The 22,045-nt window shown below is 65.2% G+C and carries 24 protein-coding genes; 12 read left to right on the top strand and 12 right to left on the bottom strand.

Annotated features, from left to right (window positions below; translation table 11 throughout):
* Window positions 1–12 precede the first annotated feature (12 nt).
* Complete coding sequence (locus AC1DZT_RS15500) at window positions 13–468, top strand: RbsD/FucU family protein (RefSeq protein WP_478007547.1); 456 nt, start codon at window positions 13–15, stop codon at window positions 466–468.
* A gap of 54 nt (window positions 469–522) precedes the next feature.
* Here AC1DZT_RS15500 and AC1DZT_RS15495 read toward each other — a convergent pair whose 3' ends face one another.
* Genes AC1DZT_RS15495 through AC1DZT_RS15480 form a run of 4 tightly spaced genes read right to left on the bottom strand, consistent with a single transcriptional unit; the run spans window position 523 to window position 4,698 of the window.
* Window positions 523–1,269 (bottom strand): creatininase family protein, encoded by a 747-nt coding sequence (locus AC1DZT_RS15495; RefSeq protein ID WP_478007546.1) that lies wholly within the window; start codon window positions 1,267–1,269, stop codon window positions 523–525.
* On the bottom strand, window positions 1,266–2,768 hold the full coding sequence (locus AC1DZT_RS15490; RefSeq protein WP_478007545.1) for an FGGY-family carbohydrate kinase: 1,503 nt from the start codon (window positions 2,766–2,768) through the stop codon (window positions 1,266–1,268). Before AC1DZT_RS15490 ends, AC1DZT_RS15495 begins: the two co-directional genes overlap by 4 nt.
* Window positions 2,768–3,877, bottom strand: a complete 1,110-nt coding sequence (locus tag AC1DZT_RS15485) for a M42 family metallopeptidase (RefSeq protein WP_478007544.1) — start codon at window positions 3,875–3,877, stop codon at window positions 2,768–2,770. The genes AC1DZT_RS15490 and AC1DZT_RS15485 overlap by 1 nt, the downstream gene beginning before the upstream one ends.
* A complete protein-coding gene (locus AC1DZT_RS15480) occupies window positions 3,874–4,698 on the bottom strand; it encodes a BtpA/SgcQ family protein (protein WP_478007543.1) in 825 nt (274 codons plus the stop codon). The genes AC1DZT_RS15485 and AC1DZT_RS15480 overlap by 4 nt, the downstream gene beginning before the upstream one ends.
* Window positions 4,699–4,775: 77 nt before the next feature.
* Here AC1DZT_RS15480 and AC1DZT_RS15475 point away from each other — a divergent pair, with 77 nt between their 5' ends.
* Together AC1DZT_RS15475 and AC1DZT_RS15470 are read left to right on the top strand one after the other, a co-directional pair.
* Window positions 4,776–5,810, top strand: a complete 1,035-nt coding sequence (locus AC1DZT_RS15475; RefSeq protein WP_478007542.1) for an aldo/keto reductase — start codon at window positions 4,776–4,778, stop codon at window positions 5,808–5,810.
* The gene (locus AC1DZT_RS15470; RefSeq protein ID WP_478007541.1) at window positions 5,807–6,634 is read left to right on the top strand and encodes an amidohydrolase family protein; all 828 of its coding nucleotides are present in this window, start codon (window positions 5,807–5,809) and stop codon (window positions 6,632–6,634) included. Before AC1DZT_RS15475 ends, AC1DZT_RS15470 begins: the two co-directional genes overlap by 4 nt.
* A 137-nt stretch (window positions 6,635–6,771) precedes the next feature.
* Here the strand turns inward: AC1DZT_RS15470 and AC1DZT_RS15465 are convergent, their stop codons facing one another.
* Complete coding sequence (locus AC1DZT_RS15465) at window positions 6,772–7,737, bottom strand: sugar phosphate isomerase/epimerase family protein (RefSeq protein ID WP_478007540.1); 966 nt, start codon at window positions 7,735–7,737, stop codon at window positions 6,772–6,774.
* Window positions 7,738–7,743: 6 nt separating this feature from the next.
* A complete protein-coding gene (locus tag AC1DZT_RS15460) occupies window positions 7,744–8,505 on the bottom strand; it encodes a GntR family transcriptional regulator (protein ID WP_478007539.1) in 762 nt (253 codons plus the stop codon).
* A 94-nt stretch (window positions 8,506–8,599) separates the two neighbouring features.
* Here AC1DZT_RS15460 and AC1DZT_RS15455 point away from each other — a divergent pair, with 94 nt between their 5' ends.
* The 3 genes from AC1DZT_RS15455 (at window position 8,600) to AC1DZT_RS15445 (ending at window position 12,918) form a co-directional block, all read left to right on the top strand.
* The gene (locus AC1DZT_RS15455; RefSeq protein WP_478007538.1) at window positions 8,600–10,129 is read left to right on the top strand and encodes a UxaA family hydrolase; all 1,530 of its coding nucleotides are present in this window, start codon (window positions 8,600–8,602) and stop codon (window positions 10,127–10,129) included.
* A 90-nt stretch (window positions 10,130–10,219) separates the two neighbouring features.
* Window positions 10,220–10,783 carry a hypothetical protein gene (locus tag AC1DZT_RS15450; RefSeq protein WP_478007537.1) on the top strand — a complete coding sequence of 188 codons (564 nt, stop codon included), beginning with the start codon at window positions 10,220–10,222 and terminating at the stop codon, window positions 10,781–10,783.
* A gap of 269 nt (window positions 10,784–11,052) precedes the next feature.
* Window positions 11,053–12,918 carry a calcium-binding protein gene (locus AC1DZT_RS15445; protein WP_478007536.1) on the top strand — a complete coding sequence of 622 codons (1,866 nt, stop codon included), beginning with the start codon at window positions 11,053–11,055 and terminating at the stop codon, window positions 12,916–12,918.
* Window positions 12,919–13,004: 86 nt separating this feature from the next.
* Here the strand turns inward: AC1DZT_RS15445 and glnT are convergent, their stop codons facing one another.
* From glnT to AC1DZT_RS15420, 5 genes are read right to left on the bottom strand one after another with little or no spacing between them, the layout of a single operon-like run.
* A complete protein-coding gene (gene glnT / locus AC1DZT_RS15440) occupies window positions 13,005–14,312 on the bottom strand; it encodes a type III glutamate--ammonia ligase (RefSeq protein ID WP_478007535.1) in 1,308 nt (435 codons plus the stop codon).
* A gap of 25 nt (window positions 14,313–14,337) precedes the next feature.
* Window positions 14,338–14,787 (bottom strand): OsmC family protein, encoded by a 450-nt coding sequence (locus tag AC1DZT_RS15435; protein WP_478007534.1) that lies wholly within the window; start codon window positions 14,785–14,787, stop codon window positions 14,338–14,340.
* Complete coding sequence (locus AC1DZT_RS15430; RefSeq protein WP_478007533.1) at window positions 14,788–16,104, bottom strand: FMN-binding glutamate synthase family protein; 1,317 nt, start codon at window positions 16,102–16,104, stop codon at window positions 14,788–14,790.
* A gap of 6 nt (window positions 16,105–16,110) precedes the next feature.
* Entirely contained in the window at window positions 16,111–16,800 is a 690-nt protein-coding gene (locus tag AC1DZT_RS15425; protein ID WP_478007532.1) for a protein GlxC, read from the bottom strand.
* Between the two features lie 4 nt (window positions 16,801–16,804).
* On the bottom strand, window positions 16,805–17,701 hold the full coding sequence (locus AC1DZT_RS15420) for a class II glutamine amidotransferase (protein ID WP_478007531.1): 897 nt from the start codon (window positions 17,699–17,701) through the stop codon (window positions 16,805–16,807).
* A gap of 237 nt (window positions 17,702–17,938) precedes the next feature.
* Between AC1DZT_RS15420 and AC1DZT_RS15415 the strand changes: the two genes are divergently transcribed.
* From AC1DZT_RS15415 to AC1DZT_RS15390, 6 genes are read left to right on the top strand one after another with little or no spacing between them, the layout of a single operon-like run.
* The gene (locus tag AC1DZT_RS15415; RefSeq protein WP_478007530.1) at window positions 17,939–18,229 is read left to right on the top strand and encodes a hypothetical protein; all 291 of its coding nucleotides are present in this window, start codon (window positions 17,939–17,941) and stop codon (window positions 18,227–18,229) included.
* Window positions 18,229–18,606, top strand: coding sequence for a hypothetical protein (locus AC1DZT_RS15410; RefSeq protein ID WP_478007529.1), 378 nt, complete (start codon window positions 18,229–18,231; stop codon window positions 18,604–18,606). Before AC1DZT_RS15415 ends, AC1DZT_RS15410 begins: the two co-directional genes overlap by 1 nt.
* A gap of 7 nt (window positions 18,607–18,613) precedes the next feature.
* The gene (locus AC1DZT_RS15405) at window positions 18,614–18,790 is read left to right on the top strand and encodes a hypothetical protein (RefSeq protein WP_478007528.1); all 177 of its coding nucleotides are present in this window, start codon (window positions 18,614–18,616) and stop codon (window positions 18,788–18,790) included.
* A complete protein-coding gene (locus AC1DZT_RS15400) occupies window positions 18,783–20,222 on the top strand; it encodes an APC family permease (protein ID WP_478007527.1) in 1,440 nt (479 codons plus the stop codon). The genes AC1DZT_RS15405 and AC1DZT_RS15400 overlap by 8 nt, the downstream gene beginning before the upstream one ends.
* Before the next feature lie 54 nt (window positions 20,223–20,276).
* Window positions 20,277–20,957, top strand: a complete 681-nt coding sequence (locus AC1DZT_RS15395) for a hypothetical protein (RefSeq protein ID WP_478007526.1) — start codon at window positions 20,277–20,279, stop codon at window positions 20,955–20,957.
* On the top strand, window positions 20,954–21,229 hold the full coding sequence (locus tag AC1DZT_RS15390) for a hypothetical protein (protein ID WP_478007525.1): 276 nt from the start codon (window positions 20,954–20,956) through the stop codon (window positions 21,227–21,229). The genes AC1DZT_RS15395 and AC1DZT_RS15390 overlap by 4 nt, the downstream gene beginning before the upstream one ends.
* 132 nt (window positions 21,230–21,361) lie before the next feature.
* On the opposite strand, the gene AC1DZT_RS15385 is transcribed toward AC1DZT_RS15390, so the two are convergent.
* Complete coding sequence (locus tag AC1DZT_RS15385) at window positions 21,362–22,015, bottom strand: helix-turn-helix domain-containing protein (protein WP_478007524.1); 654 nt, start codon at window positions 22,013–22,015, stop codon at window positions 21,362–21,364.
* Window positions 22,016–22,045: the final 30 nt, after the last annotated feature.

Raw genomic sequence — 22,045 nt, 5'->3', positions numbered from 1 at the left:
TCTGCTCTGCCGATGCTGAAAGGCATCGACCAAAGGCTCAGCGCCGAAATCGTCCATGTCCTGATGCTGATGGGGCATGGCGATGATCTGGTGATCTGCGACGTGAACCACCCCGCCGCCACGATCGCCAAGGAGACGACCTATGGCAAGCTCGTGGCCATGCCCGGCTGCGATCTTCTGACCGCGACCGAGGCGATCCTGAGCCTGATGCCGCTCGACACCTTTGTCCCCGCCCCCGTCTCGCGGATGCAGGTCGTGGGCGCGCCCGACGCGGAACTGCCGCTCTTCACCCGGATGGCCGAGACCTGTTCCCGCATCGAGGGGCGCGAGATCCGGCTGATCCCGCTCGAGCGGTTTGCCTTCTACGCCGCGGCCAAATCCGCCTTCGCGATCATCCGCACGGCGGATTCCGGGCCCTATGGCTGTTTCATCCTGAAAAAGGGCGTGATCGACCTGCCGCCGCTGTAATCCGCCCGACACCGGCCCGGCTCCTCCATGGATATTTGCCCCAGAATGAAAGGGTCAAAGGCCGAGCAGAGCTTTGAGATGCGAGAGGATCACGGCGACCCCGGCCTCTCCCTGGGCTTGCGTCGCCTTGGGGGCGGTCCTTGTGTACCAGGTGGTGTTATCGGCCATCCGGGCAGGCTCCACCGTTTCGGGAGCGAGGGCCAGCATCAGGGCGGTTTCACCCTCACCGGCGTGGTCGAAGGGGAAATGCTCTGCGACCGCTTTGGGCATCAGCGGGTGGATGGAGATCCAGTTGAAAGGATTGTCGCCCTCGGCATGGCCCTCGTAATAATGGTTCATGCCGGCGGCCCCCCACCAGCCCGCGCCGCGGGTCGCCTCCAGATGGGCGAAGACGGCCTGGCGGGCGGCGAGGCGGAAGGCGAGGTCGGTGGGCATGCCTTGGGCGAAATTCTCGGTCTGGTGGTGTATGATGCCATGGATGTTGCGAAAGCCCACCTGCAAGAGGGAGGCGAAAAGCGCCTGCGCCATCGGCAGCAGAACCGAGGCGTCGAGGTGGAGCGTGCCGCTGGCTGGCCCCGCCACGGCATGGCTTGCCGCACCGTAAGCGAAGGGTGGCAGGAGGATCAGGCGTTCCGGTGCCTCGGCCTCCAGCCGGTCGAGGCAGCGGGTCACCGCCAGCAGGTCCACACCAAGCGGAAGATGTTCGCCATGGTATTCCTGCACCCCGATGGCCAGCACCACCGGCGTATTGGCGGCGATGGCCGCACGCAGGTGGTGCGGGGTCAGCAAATCGTACCTCATGACAGGGCGGCCATCAGGTCTTTGGTCCGGTCATAAAGCGCGCGGAAGATCGGGTATTGCTTGGCATAGGCCGAGTGGCTTTGGGCGGCTACAACCTCCGCCACCGGGTTCCAGTGCGCGATGGCGCCGGGCTCTGCCAGACCGACCGCGAGGGCGGCCAGATAGGCGTCGCCATAGCTGGCCCCGGTGGTCACCCGGCAGAGGATCTGGTCCAGCCCGGTCATGTCGGAGGTCGCCTGCAGCCAGGGCCGGTTCTTGGTGCCACCGCCGACGGCCAGCACGCGCTGCGGCGGGCTTCCGGCCTCGGCATAGGTCTCGGTGATGTGGCGGGTGGCGGCGGCGATGCCTTCGAGGGCGGCACGGTAGATCTCGCCCCGGCCATGGGTCAGGTTCAGGCCGAAGAAGGTGCCCTTGGCCTGAGGGTCATGCAGGGGGGTCCGCTCGCCCGAGAAATAGGGCAGGCAGATGAGACCCCTGGCGCCGGGCGGGCAGGCTTCGGCCTCGGCCGTCAGGGTGGCGAAAGCCGTCTCCTTGGGCAGGTCGCGGGCGAAGACATCGCGCAGCCAATGGGTCAGAGTGCCCGAGGTCGCAAGCCCCGCCATCGCGGCATGGCTGCCGGGCATCAGCCAGGGCGCATGCCAGAGCCGCGGATCGGTCGGGCGCGGCACCCCGGTGATCTGGATGATGAAGATGGTCGAGCCATACATCATCATCATGTCGCCGGGCGCGGCGACGCCGACCGAGACCGCCTCGGCCGCGGCATCGATCGTGCCGCAGGTGACAGGGGTGCCAACGGCCAGCCCGGTCTCGCGCGCGGCTTCCTCTGTCACATGGCCCGCAATCTCGCCCGACCACATCAGGCGCGGCAGCATCTCGGGCGGGCAGATCTCGGCGAGGTCAAAGCACCAGTCATGCCGCTCGATATCGTAAAGCGGCGAGAAATTGGCCGCCGTGTAATGGTCGATCACCGTCTCTCCCGTCAGCTTCAACGTCAGATAGGTGGTCGAGGTGACGATGCTGGCCGTCTTGTCCCACAGGTCCGGGCGCTGGCGGCGCAGCCAAAGGATCTTCGGCCCCACCGATTGCGAGGTCAGCGCATTGCCGCAGCGGGCGAGGATAACCTCCTCGCCAATCGCGGCATTGAGGTCTGCAATCTCGGCACTGGCGCGGGTGTCGACGCCGTAAAGGACGCCGTTCATCAAGGGCTTGCCCGCGCGGTCCAGGGGCAGCATGCAGGGTCCGATGGCCGAGGTGGCCACGGCCTTGATCTCTTCAGGTCTTACTTGAGAGTCTTCCAGCAAAGCCTTGGTGATGAAGACGAAATCGCCCCACCAGTCTTCCTCGGCGCGGTGCTCGGCCCAGCCGGGTTGCGGGACGATCATCTGGTGCGGGCGGGCGGCCTGCGCCACGATGCGGCCGGTCTGATCGACCAGAACCCCCTTGGATTCGAAGGTGCCGATATCGACGCCGAGGGTGAGGTTGCGCAAAGGTCCGGCCATCAGTCGCGCTCCAGTTTCATCGCCTTCGGGATGCGGTTCAGCGCCCCGTCCAGAAGCTGCACCAGCCCCGCAAGATCGCCCAGATCGCAGCATTCCACCGTCGAATGCGAATGGCGCATCGGAAAGCCCACGTCGATCGACGCCACGCCATCGCCAAGCAACTGCACATAGCTCAGATCAGTCAGAACCCCGACCTGGGCCGAGCGTTGCAGGGGCAGCGCCAGCGCCGCGGCGGTCTCCTCCATCAGGGTGACGAGGGCGGGATGCGGGATCACCCCGTTCAGGGTGCCGCGCCCGTGGAAGGAGTAAAGGCTGATCCCCGGCCCGCCGCCAAGGGCCATCTCGCCCCGGTCGGCCATGTCGGGCGTGTCGCAGGCCAGCATCAGGTCGATCTGGATCGCGATATCGGGGGCGAGGTTCTGGGCGGCCACCACAGCGCCGCGCAGGTTGAACTCTTCCTGCACCGACCAGACCAGATGCAGGGTCGGCCCCGCCTGCCCTGCCCCCCGCTCTGCCCCCCGTTCTCCCCTCTGGCGCGCCAGTTCCAGCAGCACGGCGCAGCCCGCCCGGTCATCGACCGAGGTGCCGGCGATCCGGTCGCCCGCCAGTTCGATCACCCTTCCCGCATAGGTGACCGGCGTACCGATGCGCACCCCAGCCGCCTCCACCGCCGCTTTCGAGCCGTGGCCGGTGTCGATGCGAATCTCGGGCGTGGTCAGGACCTTGTACTTCTCCTCCGGCGCGGTGGCGTGATGGGCCTTGTTCATGATGATGCCGGGCACGGGGCCTTTGGTGCCCGACAACACGACCTCCTGCGCCGCCATCGCGCGTTCGGAAACGCCGCCCATCCTCTCCACCCGGATCAAGCCATCCGGCTCGATCTTGCGGACGAAGAAGCCCAGCTGGTCCATATGGGTGAAGACCATGACCGAGGGCTTGTCGGGATCACCCGGGACCGTGACAATCAGGTTGCCCAGACGGTCGGTGCGGTGGGACAGGCCCAATCCGTCCAGCGCGGCGCGCAGGTATGCCGCCACCGGCTCCTCATGTCCCGAAAGCCCGGGGAGCAGCATCAGCGCCCGCAGATCCTGCCGGAGGCGGGCTTTCATGCGCCGATCCTCGCGCCCTCACGCGCGGCGCGGGCGGTGGCCATGAAGTCCTGCGCCCGGTCGGGGTCAATCGCGTTCCAGGTATGGCCGTCGTATTTCAAGGCCGAGCCGACCACGCAGCCATCGGCCACCCGCAGCACATCGGCCACGGTGGTATGTTTCACCCCGGTATTGGCCAGAACCGGCACATCGGGCAGCACGCGTTTCACCGCCTCCAGATCCGACATCGCCGCCGCCTCGCCGGTGATGGCGCCCGACACCAGCACTGCATCGGGGATCGAGGAAAACACGGCCGAGCGCGCCCGATCAGGCAGGCTGCGGCGATCGAGGCTGTCGGCGAACTCGGCGCTGACGTTGTAGAGCATCGCCAGATCCTGCCGCCCCAGCCGGTTGCGGTAGCGCATCGCGGCGCCGGCATTGGGGGTCCAGGGGCCCATGTCGCTGGCATAGGTGCCGGTGAAGATCTCGCGCACGAAATGCGCCCCGGTGGCAGCGGCCAGCGCCACGGTCGCCATCGGGTCCCACAGGACATTGACGCCGAAGGGCACGGTGATCTCTGACTTCAAGGCGCCGATCACCGCAGCCATCGTCGCGGTTGAGGCGGTGTCGACCTGAAACTCGTAAGGCCGGTCGTTTTCATTGCCGAACATCACCGCATCGAAGCCCGCCGCCTGCAGCGCCCGCAGGTCCGCCTGCGCCGCGGCCAAGAGCCCCATGATCCCGGCGGAGGCATCATAAAGCGGGCTGCCCGGCAGCGCCCCCAGATGGACCATGCCGATCACTGGCCGTGTCGACCCGAACACGGTTCTGAAATTGCTCATCTTCCCCCCTTTGGCCGCACAAGGGGATGTACGGCCCGTCGATTCATACTAGCATGTTAGCCACGCGAGCGGAGGAGATGCAATTGAAGACAAGGGTCTGGGACCGTCAGGGCAAAGGTGCGCTGACATTTACCGAACTGGGCTTTGGCACCGCGCCGATTGGTGGCCTCTACCGGCCGGTCAGCGCCGACGAGGCGCAAACCACGATGACCCGCGCCTGGGACCTGGGCCTGCGCTATTTCGACACCGCGCCGCTTTACGGTCTTGGCCGGTCGGAAACCCGGCTCGGGCGGCTGCTGGAGGGGAAGACCGGCCATGTCATCTCCTCCAAGGTCGGGCGCATCCTGCGGACCCTGCGCCCGGGGGAAGAGCGTGACGGCATCGGCAAATGGTTCGAGGTGCCCAACCGCAAGGAGATCTACGATTATTCCTATGACGGTGTGATGCGCTCGGTCGAGTTCAGTCTGGAGCGGACCGGGCTCGACCGTTTCGACATCCTCTATGCCCATGATCTGGATATCTTCAACCACGGCAGCCAGGCGGCGCTGGATGCGAAACTGGCCGAGTTCATGGGCGGCGGCTACAAGGCGCTCCTCGCCTTGCGCGATCAGGGCGTGGTGCGGGCCTTCGGGGCGGGGGTCAACGAATGGCAACCGGCGGAGTGGCTGGCGCGGCGCGGCGATTTCGACATCTTCCTTTTGGCGGGTCGCTATACCCTGCTGGAGCAGGAGGCGCTGACCTCTTTCCTGCCGCTTTGCCTTGAGCGCGGCATCGGGGTTGTGGTGGGCGGCCCCTATAACTCGGGCGTGCTGGCGACCGGGGCGAGGCCGGGGGCGTTTTACAATTACAACCCCGCCCCGGCCTGGGTGCTGGAAAAGGTGGCCAGGATCGAAGCCGTCTGCGCGCAATATGCGGTGCGGCTGGTCGATGCCGCCTTCCAGTTCCCGCTGCAGCACCCGGCGATCTTGTCGGTCATCCCCGGCGCGCAGGGCGTGGCGGAGGTCGAGGCAAATGCCCGCGCCGCCGCCGCCACCATCCCCCCCGCGCTCTGGGCGCATCTGAAGGCCGAGGGCCTGATGCGCCAAGATGCGCCAACCGAGGGCCAGCCATGATCATCGACAGCCATCAGCATTTCTGGAACCCCGCCCGCGGCGATTACGACTGGATGCCCAAGGGCGACCCGGTGCTGGACCGGGTCTACCGCCCCGGTGATCTGGTCGGCTCGCTCGTGCGCAACCAGATCGACGGCACCGTGCTGGTGCAGGCGGCGGCGACCACGGCCGAGACGGAATATATGCTCGGCCTCGCCGACGCGTCGGATTTCATCAAGGGCGTGGTGGGCTGGGTCGATTTCGAAAACCCTCAGGAACAGAAGACCCTGGCCCGCCTGAAGGGCCATCCCGCCTTCAAGGGCGTGCGGCCGATGATCCAGGACATTCCCGACGATGACTGGATGCTGCGCGACGACGTGCAATGGGCCTACGGCGCCTTGCAGAACCTCGACCTGACCTTCGACGCGCTCGGCTTTCCGCGTCATCTGGCGAATTTCCTGACCCTGCTGAAACGCTACCCGGGCCTGCGCACCGTGATCGACCATTGCATGAAGCCGCAGATCCGCACGACGGATTCCTTCGACTTCTGGGCCGAGGGCATGGCGCGGCTGGCGGGCGAGACCGGGGCTTTCGTCAAATTCTCCGCCCTGATCACCGAGGCCAACCCGGATTGGTCGGTCGAGGTCTTGCATCCTTACGTCGATCATATCCTGAAGGTCTTCGGCCCCGAGCGCGTCATGTGGGGCTCGGACTGGCCGGTCTGCCGGTTGCGCGCCGAATATGACACCTGGCTCCACGCCGCACGCCACCTGACGCAAGGCCTGTCCCTTCCGGCGCAAAAACAGATCTACGGCGGCACGGCAGAGACCTTCTACGACCTCTGACTCCCTCTTGCATTTGCTCCTTTGGAAATACTCCGGAGGGGTGCGCAGCAGGTTGCTCCGCAGGAGCGAAGAACCTGCGGAGCGGTGGGAGGCTGGCCTCCCCGCCCTTCGACCGGCGACCGGGTGCAGGAAAGATCTCAGCGGTACAACTGCGCCGCCACCGCGCGGAAGGCCGCCGCGGCGTCCTGAACGCGGGTGGCCTCGGCCAGCGCCGGGTCGGTCGCCAGCCGCTTGGCTGTGGCGCGCAAACGATCAGTCATCTCGACATTGGCCGCGGCTTCGGCGGCGGGGTCGAGACCGGAATGGTCGGGAAACGTGTCGAAATAGATCACCCCGTCATAGCCCTGACGGTCAAGTTCCACGAACAGCTCCAGCGTCTGCATCGGATGGACCGAACCCACCATCAGCCCATCGTCGCGCTTGCCGTAACCGTCGTTGAGATGCACCCCGAGGATGCGCGAATGCCGGCCGGCCAGCTGTGCCGATTGCGCCGGGATCTCACCGGCGAAGAGCACATGGCAGAAGTCGAGCGTGATCCCGGTATTGGCGCGGCCAAGCTCCTTGATCGCCAGCAGGTTGGTGGCGACATCGGGCATCAGGGAAAAGGCGCGCGGCTCGTTCGGCTTGTATTCCAGCGAGATGTCGAGGGCCTTGTTGTGGTCGCAGACCTCGGCCAGACAAGCGAGCGTATCCTCCCACATCCGCGCGTAATTGCCCTGGAAGGCGTAATCCACCCCGTCCTGCCCCATCCAGAGCGTCATCACCTGCCCGCCCATCGCCGCCAGCGCATCCAGACCGCGCTTGGTGATGTCGATGGCGGCCTGGCGCACACGCTTGTCGGGGTTGGTGAAGGCGCCGAGGCGAAAGCCCGGGTCGGTGTAATAGCGCATCGCCACGCCGTTGAGGGCAATGCCATGGTCGGCCATGATCTTGCCCAGCTCGGCCGGGGCGAAGCCCTCGAAATGGTCGGGGAAGTTCAGATCGGCCGCATCGATGCCCGGCACCTTGCCGATCCGCGCCAGAAGGTCGGGCACGGTGGGGTTCTTCAGCCCCAGCTTGAAGGCGTTCACGCGGGCCGCATAGCGGGGACGGTTGGGCAGCATGTGGGTCTAATCCGGTTCAAAAAGGTCGGGACGCGACAGGGCCAAGGGCTCCAGAAAGCCGATGAGCTGGCCCAGATGCACCTTGGTCGCCTCGCGCGCGGCCTGGGGGTCGCGCGCCTCGATCGCGGCGAGGATCGCCAGATGCTCGACATAGGTCGCCTGCACCCGCCCGCTGGCCGGCAGGATCAGCTGGCGGGCGCGGTTGACATGGACCCAGGCCGTATCGGCCATCGCCGCCACCCGGCGAAAGCCGGTGAAGGACAGGATCAGCTCGTGCATCGCGGCATCGGTCTGGTAGAAGCCGGTGAAATCCAGATCCTCCAGCAAGGCATGCTGCAGCCGCAGGTTGCGGCGCAACAGGATCAGCTGGTCTTCGGTGACCGATTGCGCCACACGCTCGACCGCCGCCAGTTCCAGCGCCTCGCGCAGAAAGACGCCTTCGCGGATCTCTTCCAGCGAGAAGCGCGCCACATAGGTGCCGGCCTGCGGCACGATGCGGACCAGATGCTCGACGGCGAGCCGCGCCACCGCCTCGGAGACCGGGCTGCGCGAGACGCCAAGCGCCTCGCAGATCTCGGGCTTGCGCAGGATGTCGCCGGGGCGCAGCGACATCGACAGGATCGCCTCGCGCAGGCAGCCATAGACCTTCTGCGCCAGCGAGCCCTGAAATTCCTCAAGAGCGCGCAGGGGCTTGCGCGGCGGCAGCTGCACCTCGATGCCGAAGGGGCTTGCGGGGGCTTGAACTTGGGGGCTTTCAGCTTGTAGCATACTAACATGTTAGCTGGGACTGTGGCGCTGTCAACCGTTCCCGTGACCTGCCCCGGCCTGGCCCGGGCCCCCTTCAGGTGAAAGGCCCTGCTCGATGACGACGCTCGCCCCCAATCCGGTGATCCGGCTCCACCCTTCCGACAATGTGATCATCGCCCTGCGCGATCTGGCGGCCGGCACCGTGCTGCCGGATCTGGCAGCCCCCCTGCCCCAGGCCGTGCCGCGCGGCCACAAGATTGCAACCCAAGGGATTGCGGCCGGGACCCAGGTGATCCGTTATGGCCAGATCATCGGCAACGCGACGCGCGACATCGCGGCGGGCGAACATATCCATAGCCACAACCTGGGCATGGGCGCGCATACCACCGATTACGCCTATGCCAGCGAAAGAAAGCCGCAACCCGTGGTGACCGAAAAGCGCACCTTCATGGGCTATCCGCGGGCCGACGGCAAATACGGCACGCGGAATTACCTCGGCATCCTGACCTCGGTCAACTGCTCGGCCTCGGTGGCGAAGTTCATCGTCGAGGCGGTGGAGCGTGACGGCTGGCTGAAGGATTTCCCCAATGTCGATGGCGTGGTGGCGATCACCCATGGCACCGGCTGCGGCATGTCGGGCAAAGATGAAGGCTACGAGACGCTGTTCCGCACCCTGCAGGGCTATGCGAAGAACCCCAACTTCGGCGGCATCCTGGTGGCGGGCCTCGGCTGCGAGGTGCTGCAGGTCGCCAACCTGGTCGGCGCCGAGCGGCTGCGCAGCGACGGCAATTTCCGTCACATGACGATCCAGGACATGGGCGGCACCCGCCGCTCGGTCGAACGCGGGGTGGCGGCCCTGAAGGAAATGGCCGTGAAGGCCAACGAACACAAGCGCGAGCCGGCCGGGCTGGAGCATCTGGTGATCGGCATGCAATGCGGCGGCTCGGACGGCTATTCGGGCATCACGGCCAACCCGGCGCTCGGGGCGGCCTCGGACCTGCTGGTGGCGCATGGCGGCACCACGATCCTGTCCGAGACGCCCGAGATCTATGGCGCCGAGCACCTGCTGACCCGCCGCGCGGTTTCGCGCGAGGTCGGCGAGAAGATCGTCGAGCGGATCAAGTGGTGGGAGGATTACACCGCGCGTCAGGGCGGCGAGATGGACAACAACCCCTCGCCCGGCAACAAGAAGGGCGGGCTGACCACGATCTTGGAAAAATCGCTCGGCGCGGTGGCCAAGGGTGGCACGGCGCCCCTGACCCAGGTCTACAAATTCGCCGAACCGATCACCGAGCGCGGTTTCGTCTATATGGACAGCCCCGGCTATGACCCCTGCTCGGTCACCGGGCAGATCGCCTCGGGGGCGAACCTGATCGCCTTCACCACCGGCCGCGGCTCGGTTTCCGGCTACAAGCCCACGCCCTGCATCAAGCTCGCCACCAATGCCGAAATGTACGAGCGGATGTCGGAGGACATGGATGTCAACTGCGGCGACATCATCACCGAAGGGGTGAGCATCGAAGAGAAGGCGCAGGAGATTTTCGAGTTGTTCCTGCGCGTGGCCTCGGGCGAGAAGACCAAGTCGGAGGAGCTGGGCTTTGGCGGGGCGGAGTTCGTGCCCTGGGCGATGGGCGCTGTGATGTAGGCGGAGATTGCCCGGGATTGTGGCAGACGAAGTGATCTGATCAAGTTGGTCCAAGGATGCGTCTTCGGGGCCAACTTCAGGAAGAGCAGAATGTTTTCGGGGCGCTTTCACGCCATTTGGGGCTTGATGGTATGGAGCGTCCTGATCGGCTCTCCACAGTCGATCGCGTGGGCCGAAGATCGCGGGTTTCAAGATGATCCGGTGACGGTAGTGATCCGCGTCACCGCCAGGCAATGCCTTTCCGACAGCAAGGATTTGGGACAAGGCGCCTATCGTCTTATGGACAGATCCTGCATCGACAGCGTCCACTCTGCCTGCGTCGCCATCTCGGGTGTCGGCCGAATTCAGGAGGATGATTGTGTCTTGTCCGAACGTGAGATCTGGAAGTCCATCCGATCCGATCTTCTCCGCGAATTGACCGACGCGTTTTCTGTCAACCGGGGAGCCTATTGGGACGGGCCGGAGAGCGCAGCCCTTTGGGAGAAAGATCTGGTGGAGGCAGACAAGTTGTGGGAGGGGGCGACGGAGAGCTCTTGCGCTTTTCTGTCCGAGCTATACGGGGAATCCATTCTCGCAAACGAGGTGGAAAGCGCCTGCCTTGCACAGGCGGAAGCTGAACGCGCGCTGCAATACCAAAGCTGGCTGGAACGCTGAAGTGGCGAGGGCGCTCGGCGGACCCAGAGGCGGGGGGCGGCGCCGTCCAGTGCGGCGCGGCACCTTTGCCAGCGGCCCGGGCCTTTCCCCCCATCGGCGGGTGGGGCGATCCTGGCACGAGCCCGCTGACGGAACGTCCTGCCTGAAGATCCGACTACTTTCCATGCAAAGCCGGCCGAACTGTCCTTTCCCGCCGAAACCGATCTTGCCGGAGCGCCGGGACCGACGCAGACTGGATCCGTATTCGCCAGCAGATTGGATTCATTCGGATGATCAGGACTTTGACAAAGGCGCTGGCCGGGCCGCTTTTGGCCGCCCAGCCCCCCGCATTGGTGCCCGCATTGGTGGTGGCCGACATCACCCTCGGCGATGGCAATGACACGATCAGCTCGACCGTGGATCATGAACAGACCTTTGGCGGCGGCGGCGACGACTGGATCAGCATCAGCGGCTATTTCGCGACGGCCTATGGCGGGACCGGCGACGATCACCTGACCAGCACCAGCAGCTATAGCCGCGTCTTCGGCGACGAGGGCAATGATGTGATCCTTGGCAATGCCGCAACCTTTGCCTATGGCGGGGACGGCAACGATGCGATTTCCCTTTTGGGCACCGTCACCACAAGCTCCGGCCTATCCTACACCAATGCTGCCTATGGCGGCGCGGGGGACGACAGCCTGACCGGCTCTTTCGCCACCGATCCGAAACTGACCCCTGTCAAATTCTACGGCGGTAGCGGCAATGACCTGTTCACCAATACTGCGTTTGCCTATGGCGATGAGGGCAATGACACCTTCCTGATGGGCAACATTGCCGAGGGTGGCGCGGGCAATGACAGCATTTATGGCGCGCGCACCGGATATGGCGGCGACGGCGACGACGTTATGATCGGCCAGAGCGCCAATCTGGATAACGGCACCTATTACGGCGGCGCCGGAAATGACCTGCTGGCGGGGGATATGTATCTTGACGGGGGCCTCGGCGATGACACGCTGGATGGCACAGGTTTCCTCGGTCGACGCTCCATTGTCGGCGGCGCTGGCAATGACCTGATCACCGGCAATGCCTTTGCCAGCATTTATGCTGGCGCTGGCAATGATACGATCAGCGTGCTGGACGCGCCCGGGGGCAGGTCAAACTACGGGATCTACGGCGGCGACGGCCACGATGTGATAACGTTGGGCGATTTCGACGCGCAGGTCTGGGGCGGCGCCGGGCATGACCTGATCCGGCTGGGCTCGGGCGCCGATGCGGTCTTTGGCGAAGTGGGTCAGGATTCGATCCATGCCGGCGGCGGCACCGACACGGTGTGGGGCGGCGATGGCAATGACCAGCTTTGGGGCGATGTCGGAGACGACCTGTTGCAGGGCGACAATGGAGCCGACCTGCTTTATGGCGGGCTCAGCGATGACACGCTGGTGGGCGGGGCCGGAAACGACCTGCTGGACGGCGGTGCTGGTGCCGATCTTCTGAGCGGCGACATGCCGGCGGGCTCTCTGGGCGTGCTGCATGGCGATGATACGATCCGGGGCGGCAATGGCGACGACACGGCCTTTGGCGGTTTGGGTTCCGACTGGCTGCAAGGCAACGCGGGCGATGATTACCTCTTTCTGGAAGGCGGAAACGACAGCGGCTATGGCGGCACGGGTCTGGACACGCTCTATGGTGGCGCCGGCGAGGATCGCCTCTTTGGCGGGGCGGACGACGATCTTCTGAGGGGCGATCAAGACAACGACACGGTCGCGGGCGACGCGGGCAATGACCGCCTATTCGGCGGGCCAGGCGATGACAGGCTTCTTGGCGGCGCGGGGAATGACACGCTTTATGGCGGCTCGGGTGCCGACACGCTGGTGGGCGGCACGGGGGCGGATGTCTTTGTCTTCACCACGGCGGCCGAGATCGGCTCGGGCCTAGATCGGATCAGCGATTTCCTGTCGGGCATCGACCGGATCGACCTGCGCGGCCTGGGCGCGGGGCTGGAGTTTGCCGCCCTGGGCCTGACCGGCGCCGCCGGCGAGGTCGCCTATTCGGCGGATCAGCATCTGTTGCTGATCGACCTCGATGGCGGCGGGGCGGATCTGAAGATCACGCTCTTTGCTGACAGCTTCGGCGCGGGCGATCTGATCCTGGCCTGAGGGTCCGGGCCACAAGGCCCCCAAACAAAAGGCCCCCGTCACGCGGGGGCCTTTTGCGATCTGACATGAACACTGACCCGTAACTATCAGATATCCAATGTATTTTCGTTTTCCCAGGTGGAGAAGTGCGAGGCGTAGCTGTTCCACTCCTGCGTCTTGAGCTTGATGAAGGCGGTGGAGAAATCCTCGCCCATCATCGATTTCAGGGTCTTGTCCTTGTCGTATTCGCGCAGGGCATCCAGCAGGTTCAGGGGCAGTTTCGGCGCGCCTTTGACGGTATGGCCCATCTGGTACATGTCGATGTCATGGCGCTTGCCGGGGTCGGCATTGGTGCGCAGGCCGTCGAGGCCGGCGGCGATGATCACGGCTTGCAACAGGTAAGGGTTGGCGGCGCCGTCGGGCAGGCGCAGCTCGAAGCGGCCGGGGCCGGGGACGCGGACCATATGGGTGCGGTTGTTGCCGGTCCAGGTCACGGTATTGGGCGCCCAGGTGGCCCCGGACGAGGTGCGCGGCGCGTTGATGCGCTTGTAGCTGTTCACCGTCGGGTTGCAGATCGCGGCCAGGGCGCTGGCGTGTTTCATGATGCCGCCGAGGAAGGCGCGGCCCTTGTCCGACAGCGACAGTTCCTTCGACGGGTCGGAGAAGGCGTTCGACTTGCCATCCGGCGTCCAGACCGAGATATGGGCGTGGCAGCCCGAGCCGGTCAGGCCCTTGAAGGGTTTCGGCATGAAGGTCGCGCGCAGCCCGTGCTTTTCGGCCACCGACTTCATCATGAACTTGAAGAAGGAATGCTTGTCGGCGGTCTGCATCGCGTCGTCGTATTTCCAGTTCATCTCGAACTGGCCGACGGCGTCTTCGTGGTCGTTCTGATAGGCTTCCCAGCCCAGTTCCAGCATGTAATCGCAGACCTCGGCGATCACGTCATAGCGGCGCATCACGGCCTGCTGGTCATAGCAGGGCTTCTCGGCGGTGTCATAAGGGTCGGAGATCTGGGTGCCATCGGCGGTGAGGAGGAAGAATTCCGGCTCGACCCCGGTCTTGACGCGCAAGCCGTCCTTGGCCGCCTCGCCCACCAGGCGCTCCAGAACGTTGCGCGGGGCCTGATCAACGAGCTTGCCTTCCATCGTCGCACGGGCGGCGACCCAGGCCACCTCTTTCTTCCACGGCAACTGGATGACCGAGGTCGGATCGGGCACCGCCATCAGGTCGGGGTGGGCGGGCGTCAGATCCAGCCAGGTGGCGAAACCGGCAAAGCCCGCGCCCTCCACCGACATCTCGGCAATCGCCTGGCTCGGCACCAGCTTGGCACGCTGGCTGCCGAACAGGTCGGTGTAGGAGATCATGAAGTATTTGACGCCCTTGTCTTTTGCCCATTTGGCAAGGTCAGTGACCATGGAAAGCTCCCTGTCTGGTCGGTGCTTATGCGGGTTCGCAGCGCACCTCGGTTTTTACGGAATTGGCGATGTAACATTCCGCATGGGCGGCATGATGCAGCGCAAGAAGATCCTCGGGGGCGGGGCCGCCCCAGGTGACATGCGGGCGCAGCGTGACTTGGGAAAGCCAGACTCGCCCGTCGGTTTTGCTCAAAACCCCCGTCGCCTTGTCCTCGTAAGCCTCGACCACCAGGCCCCGTTTGGCGGCAAGGTAGAGGAAGGCCATCATGTGGCAGGAGGCAAGCGCCGCGATCAGCGCCTCTTCCGGGTCCACGCCGGCCGGGTCAGACTGGCGCGGCAGGACGAGGGGAGAGGAGGAGGCGGGCACGGTCAGCCCGCCGTCAAAGCGCCAGTCATGGGCGCGCGAGAAGCGGTTGTCGGTGAAGGGCTCGTCCCCCTTGCGCCGCCACCGCACCTCTGCCCCATGACCTGCCATTTACCGCCCCGGAACCCAGTTGGTGCCCGCCAAAGGTACGCCGGACATCGCCGAAGCCTCCAGAGTCAGGGCGCAAAGATCCTCGGGCTCGAGGTTGTGCAGCGAGCTTTTGCCGCAGGCGCGGGCAATGGTCTGCGCCTCCAGCGTCAGGACCTTCAGGTAGTTCTTCAGGCGACGCCCGCCGAGGACCGGATCGAAGCGACCCGAGAGGGCCGGGTCCTGGGTGGTGATGCCTGCCGGATCGCGGCCCTCGTGCCAGTCGTCATAGGCGCCGGCGGTGGTGCCGAGCTTGTTGTATTCGGCCTCGAGCGCCGGGTCATTGTCGCCAAGCGCGATCAGGGCGGCGGTGCCGATGGCCACCGCATCCGCACCCAAGGCCATGGCCTTGGCCACGTCAGCCCCGGTCCGGATGCCGCCCGAGACGATCAGCTGCACCTTCCTGTGCATGCCGAGGTCCTGCAGCGCCTTCACCGCCTGCGGGATGCAGGCGAGGATCGGCATGCCGACGTTTTCGATGAAGACGTCCTGCGTCGCCGCCGTGCCACCCTGCATGCCGTCCAGCACGACCACATCGGCACCCGCCTTCACCGCCAGCGCGGTGTCGTAATAGGGCCGCGCGCCGCCGACCTTCACATAGATCGGCTTTTCCCAATCGGTGATCTCGCGGATTTCCAGAAGCTTGATTTCCAGATCGTCCGGGCCGGTCCAGTCGGGGTGACGGCAGGCCGAGCGTTGGTCGATCCCCTTGGGCAGGTTGCGCATCGCGGCCACCCGGTCGGAGATTTTCTGGCCCAGAAGCATGCCGCCGCCACCGGGCTTGGCGCCCTGCCCCACGACGACCTCGATCGCATCGGCGCGGCGCAGGTCATCGGGGTTCATGCCGTAGCGGCTGGGAAGATATTGATAAACCAGGGTCTTGGAATGGCCGCGCTCTTCCTGCGTCATGCCGCCGTCGCCCGTGGTGGTCGAGGTACCAGCGGCCGAAGCGCCACGGCCCAGAGCCTCTTTCGCCGGACCGGACAGCGCGCCAAAGGACATGCCCGCGATGGTCACCGGAATATCCAGATGGATCGGTTTCTTGGCATAGCGGGTGCCGAGCCAGACATCGGTCGAGCATTTCTCGCGGTAGCCTTCCAGCGGGTAACGGCTGATCGAGGCGCCAAGGAACAACAGGTCGTCGAAATGCGGCAGGCGGCGCTTGGACCCGCCGCCGCGGATGTCATAGATGCCGGTGGCCGCAGCGCGGCGGATCTCGGCGTTGACATCGTTGGAAAACGTCCAGGAATACTTCGGCGGGGTGTGGGGGAAATCGGTCATGATACCTCAGTACGCCTCGGCGTTGTCGACATTGAAGTTATAGAGCTTGCGGGCCGAACCGTAGCGCTTGAACTCTTCCGGCTTGGCCTTCCCCTCCGCCTCGCCGCGCTTCAGCAGATCGGCGAGGAGGGCCAGATGCTCCGGCCGCATCTCCTTTTCGATACAATCGGCGCCGAGCGACTTGACCGAACCGCGCACGAAAAGCCGCGCCTCGTAAAGGCTGTCACCCAAAGCCTCGCCTGCATCGCCGAGGACGACCATGTTGCCCGACTGCGCCATGAAACAGGACATGTGGCCGATGTTGCCGTGGACGACGATGTCGATGCCCTTCATCGAAATCCCGCAGCGCGAGGAGGCGTTGCCCTTGATCACCAAGAGGCCGCCATTGCCGGTCGCCCCGGCATATTGGCTGGCATCGCCGTCGATGATGACGGTGCCCGACATCATGTTTTCCGCAACCCCCGGCCCGGCCGAGCCCTTGATGCGGATCGTCGCCTGCTTGTTCATGCCCGCGCAGTAATAGCCCGTGGACCCGCGCACCGTGATCTCCACCGGCGCATCGACACCGGCGGCGATCGCATGGGCGCCCTTGGGATTGATCACCTCCCAATCGGTCATGTTGGTCTGCCCCTTGAGGGCGTGAAGCGAAGAGTTCAGCCCGCGCAGGCCGTCTTTCTCCAGATCATAGGTTTGCATGCGCTCAACGCTCCCAGAAGTAAACAGTGGCGGGCTCCGGCTCCCAGACCCGGGCAGTCTCGATGCCGGGCAGGCTGACGAGGGCGCGGTATTCGCTGCCGAAAGCCACATATTGATCGGTCTCCGCCATGACGGCGGGCTTGCAGGCGATCGGGTCGCGCACGACGCCGAAGCCGTTCTTGGTGCCGACGACGAAGGTGAAGAAGCCGTCCAGATCGGTCAGCGTCGCCTCCAAAGCATTGCCCAGCGTCTCGCCGGTCTGGATCTTGTGGCTGATGAAGGCGGCACCGACCTCGGTGTCATTCTCGGTCTCGAAACTCATGCCCAGCCGCTTCAGCTCGCGCCGCACGCCGTTGTGGTTCGACAGCGAGCCGTTGTGGACGAGGCACTGGTCCGACCCGGTGGAGAAAGGGTGCGCGCCCATCGTGGTCACCGCACTTTCGGTGGCCATGCGGGTGTGCCCGATGCCATGGGTGCCCGCCATCTTCGAGACGCCGAAACGGGCGGCCACGTCCTTGGGCAGGCCCACTTCCTTGAAGATCTCGATGCTTTCGCCCGCGCTCATCACCTTCATCCCGGGGCGCAGATGGGCCAGCGCCGTCCGCGCCGCCTCCAGCTGGGCCAGGGGCACTTCCAGCACGGCATGGGTGTCCTTGACCAGCATCAGGACCGGCTGGCCGATCGCATCCTTCAGCTCTTCATCGAGGTTGGCAAAGGCGGTCCAGGGTTCGGAGGATTGCACGGTGATCTTGCCCCGCCCCTCGCCCGCGCCCGAGTAAATCGCGATCCCCGCCGAATCCGGGCCCCGGTCGGTCATGGTGATCAGCATATCCGTCAGCATGGCGCCCAATTTCGGCTCCAGGCTCTTGTCCTTCAGAAACAGCCCGACGATGCCACACATGGTGAGTCTCCTTACACGTTTCCCGGACGCTAGCATTGCCCCGAAACGGAATCAACTGCGAGGAAACTTTTTTGACCTGAGTGCAAGCCCGCCCCGGTTGCTTGCCTATTTTGCAGGCAAGTCAGAGATTTCTTGACAGAATGTCGCAGCAAGGGTTTCCTCAAAGAAAACAAAATTGCCGGGAAGAGAAAAGGGCCAACGGCCAACCCGTCCGGCGCAAGGCCATAGGGAGGGAACATGTCAGACCTGGATCGAAGGATCGAGGCCATGCATCGCAGCGACACGCGGGTCGCCTGGGCGTTTGTCATCGGTCTCTGGTTCGCCATCATCTTCGTGGCCATCGCCACCTGGACTCTCGCGCCCAACGGCACGGCGCGCGTCCTCTTGCTGATCGCCGGCGCCGTGATCCTGGTGTTCAACACCGCGGCGATCATGGCGATGCTGCGCCATTACCGCGAGGATCGCGATTTCATGTATGGGCTCGACATCAAGTTCCTCGATGCGGCCAAAGCGGCGCGGAGGGGCTGATGGCGCGCTATGTCCCCCCCAAGCAAAGCAAGCTCAGCCAGCTGTTCGACGTGGTCGTCCTGATGGCCATGACCTTCGGCGCGCTTTACATCCCCCTGTTCATGGGCCTCGCCGGCGGGTCCAAATCGGTGCCCGAGGGCGCCGGCACGACCTGGGAGGCGATGGGCCAGAACCTGACCGAGATCGCGCAGTACAACGCGCTCGGCTTCAGCGACCCGGCCGCCGTCTCCGACATCATCAACGCGCGCTACGACTACAGCTTCTCCATCCTGGCCCTGCTGGTCATGGTCGTCATCATCATCGCCTATTACGCGCTGATGCTGAAATTCTCTGAAACCGAATACCGCGAAGTGATCGCGGAAAAGTTCGACGGGTGAGGGCGCCATGAGTTTCTGGAATTACGCGGAATATGCGGCCTGGGCGCTGTCGGCGCTGTTCGGGCTTTACATGGTGGTGGACTGGCTGAAAACCGACGCCGCCTATTCGGAAGAGATGCTGACCTCTTCCCGCGAGGGTGAGCTGGAAGCCATGACCGAAGCCCAGGGGGGTCATCATGGCTGATTTCGACATCACCTCGAAGACCATGGATGGCATGGGGCCGCATGGCACCAATGTCGGGCTGTTGCGCGTCCTTGGCCCGGCGCATGTCTGGGCCCTTGGCGTCGGCATCGTTCTGGTCGGCGAATACATGGGCTGGAACTTTGCCGTCGGCAAGGGCGGCGCCTATGCGGCGCTGATCGCCTGCTGGTTCGCGGGCATCCTCTACACCTGCGTGGCGATGATCGATTCCGAGGTCACCTCCACCGTCGCCGCCGCCGGCGGGCAATATACCCAAGCCAAGCATATCATCGGGCCCCTGATGGCCTTCAACGTCGGCCTCTACCTCGTCTTCGCCTATACGATGCTGGAGGCGGCGAATGCGATCACGGCGGGCTATCTCATCTCCGAGGTCGCAAGCCTGACCGGCTATGCCGGCACGCTGGACCAAAGGCCCTTCATCATTCTGGCCATCATGTTCCTGGCCTGGCTGAACTACCGCGGGGTGCTGGCGACGCTGACCTTCAACCTCGTCATCACCGCCATCGCCTTCGTGGCGATCCTGATCCTCTTCCTGTCGACCACCGGCCTCGTCGGCCCTTCGATGATGCACCATGCCGAGCTGATGTCCGGTCCCGCCGCCCTGCCCTATGGCTGGATCGGGGTTCTGGCCGCCATGCATTTCGGCCTCTGGTACTATCTCGGGATCGAGGGCACGACCCAGGCCGCCGAAGAGGTCCGCTCGCCCGCCCGCGCCCTGCCCTTCGGCACGCTGGCCGGGATCATGACCCTGCTGATCGCGGCGACGCTGACCTGGTATATCTGCGTCGGCCTGATCCCGTGGGAGTTCCTCGGCGACGGGGTCAACGGCTCGGTGGCGCCCTTGTTCGATGCGGCCCGCCTGACCCAGTCGCAACCCCTGATCTGGCTTCTGGGCATCGGCACGCTCTTTGCCACGCTCGCCTCGGCCAATGGTTGCATCAACGATGCCTCGCGGGCCTGGTTCGCGCTCGGGCGGGACAAGTACCTTCCCGGCTGGTTCGGCGCGGTTCATCCGAAGTTCCGCACCCCGTATCGGTCGATCATCTTCCTGGTGCCGATCGCCCTGGCCTTCGCGCTGAAGGCGCCGCTGGATCAGGTGGTCACCTTCTCGATCCTGTCGGGCCTTCTGGAATATACCTTCATGCCGCTCAACATGATCCTGTTCCGCAAGAAATGGCCGATGGGGTCGATCAAGCGCGGCTATGAACATCCGTTCCACCCGCTGCCCTCGGTCGTGCTTCTGAGCCTCTGCGCCGTGACCTTCTTCGCCGTCTTCCTCGGCTATGGCACGCAGCTGGTGGCGATGATCGCCTTCTACATCGTGGCCTCGCTGTGGTTCCACTTCTGGCGCTACCGCTTCGTGAGCCGGGCGGCGCAGTTCACCATGCCCTGGCCGCGCCCGAAAGGTTATTGAGCCCGCCCTCCCCGGCCCGCCCCTCCGGCGGGCCGGCGTTCCGAAAGGCCCCGGATGTCCCGTCTGATCCTCCTGCTCCTTGCCTTGGGCCTCGCGCTCTGGGCCATCACGACGCTCCGGGCGCTGGCCCGCGCCATCCCGGCCCGCAAGGCCGCCCGTGCCGGCTATTTCGCCGCCAGCGCCGGGCTGATGGGCGAGATCCGGACGCAGATCCAGCCGACTGGCTTTCCCCGCATCGCCGGGCGCTACCGTGGCCTGAAGGTCGATCTGCAGGCCCTGCCCGACAGCCTGGCCTTCCGCAAACTCCCCGCGCTCTGGGTCATGGTCACCCTGACCGAGCCGCAGCCCCTGCGCGGCGAGGCGCATGTCATGGCGCGGCCCGGCGGGCTGGAAAGCTTCTCCACCCATGCCGAGATGCCCTGCGACGTGGCCCTGCCGCCCGGCTTCCCGCCGCAAACCAGCCTGCGCTGCACCGATCCCGCCGCCCTGCCGTCCGAGGCGCTCTTCGCCCGCATCGCCCCGCTCTTCGCCGAACCGCGGGTGAAAGAGCTGGTCCTCTCGCCCAAGGGCCTCCGCCTGGTCTTTCTCGCCGAAGAGGCCGAGCGCAGCCGCTACCTGATCTTCCGCGACGCCGAACTCGGCCGCAGCCCCCTGGCCGCCGCCCGCCTGCAGAGCCTGCTCGCGGCGCTCTGCGACCTCCACTTCGCCCTGAACCCGATGAAAGCCACCGCATGACCCGCCCGCCGCATCCCTGGCTCGTCCTCGCCACCGCGCTCCTGCTGCCCGGCTGCGGCCAGGTCCTGAACCGTCAGCCGATGCGCGGCCTGATCTTCCTCTTCTTCATGCTGCTTCTGGGCAGCCTGACCGCGCTGACCGCCCCGCCAGAGGCCTCCGCCATCGGCCGCATCGCCGGCGGGATCTTCGTCTACGCCCTCTCGATCCCCGACGCCTACCGCACCGCCCGCCTGCGCTGGACCCTGTGGCACCGCGCGCAAACCACCGCCTGACCCTTCATCGGTCCTTAAAATATCCCACCGGAGGTCCGGAGGGAGTGAAACCCTCCGGGGCCAGCCCAGGGCACTCCCTCTCCCGCGCCTCAGAGCGCGGGGTGGGCGGGTGGGAGCGCTCTGAGGCGCGCTTCACCCCTGCGGATAGGCGATCACCGACAGATACCGCGCCGGCAGCTTGGTCAGCGTCTCGGGCCCGTGCCTTGCATCGGCGTCGAAGAACAGGCTGTCGCCGGGCTTCAACTCGAACAGCTTGTCGCCATGCCGGTAGGTCACCTCGCCCTCCAGCATGTACAACAGCTCCAGCCCCTCGTGCTGAAAGGTCGGAAACACATCCGCCTCGGTCGAGAGCGTGATCAGGTAAGGCTCCACCACCACCCCGGAATTGTTCGAGCCGATATGGCCCAAAAGGTTATACTGATGCCCCGCCCGCGTGCCGCGCCGTTCCACCTCGATATGGTCGCCCGCCTGCACATGCTGGACCTCGCGCCGCTCCTCGTAGGATTTGAAGAAGGCGGTCACCGGCACAGAAAAGGCATGGCTCAAGACCTGCAGCGTGGTCAGCGAGGGCGAGGTGATGCCATTCTCGATCTTCGACAGCATGCCGATCGACAGGCCGGTGATCTGCGCCAGATCCGCCACCGTCAGCCCCTGCTGGCGACGAAAGGCGCGCACTTCGCGCCCGATCGCCGCCTCCAGATTGCGTTCGGAAATGTCGCGGACCTTGTGGGGGTCCTGACTGAGGGTCGGCTTGCCACGCGGCACGAAATTGCTGTCTTCGGTCATGCTTTTCGCTGAATGAGGGGCGGTTTTTTT

It is taken from the genome of Rhodobacter sp. P1_C2 (assembly GCF_056406375.1).
The sequence above is the reverse complement of the archived record's forward strand: the minus strand, read 5'-3'. Positions and strand labels throughout refer to the sequence as shown.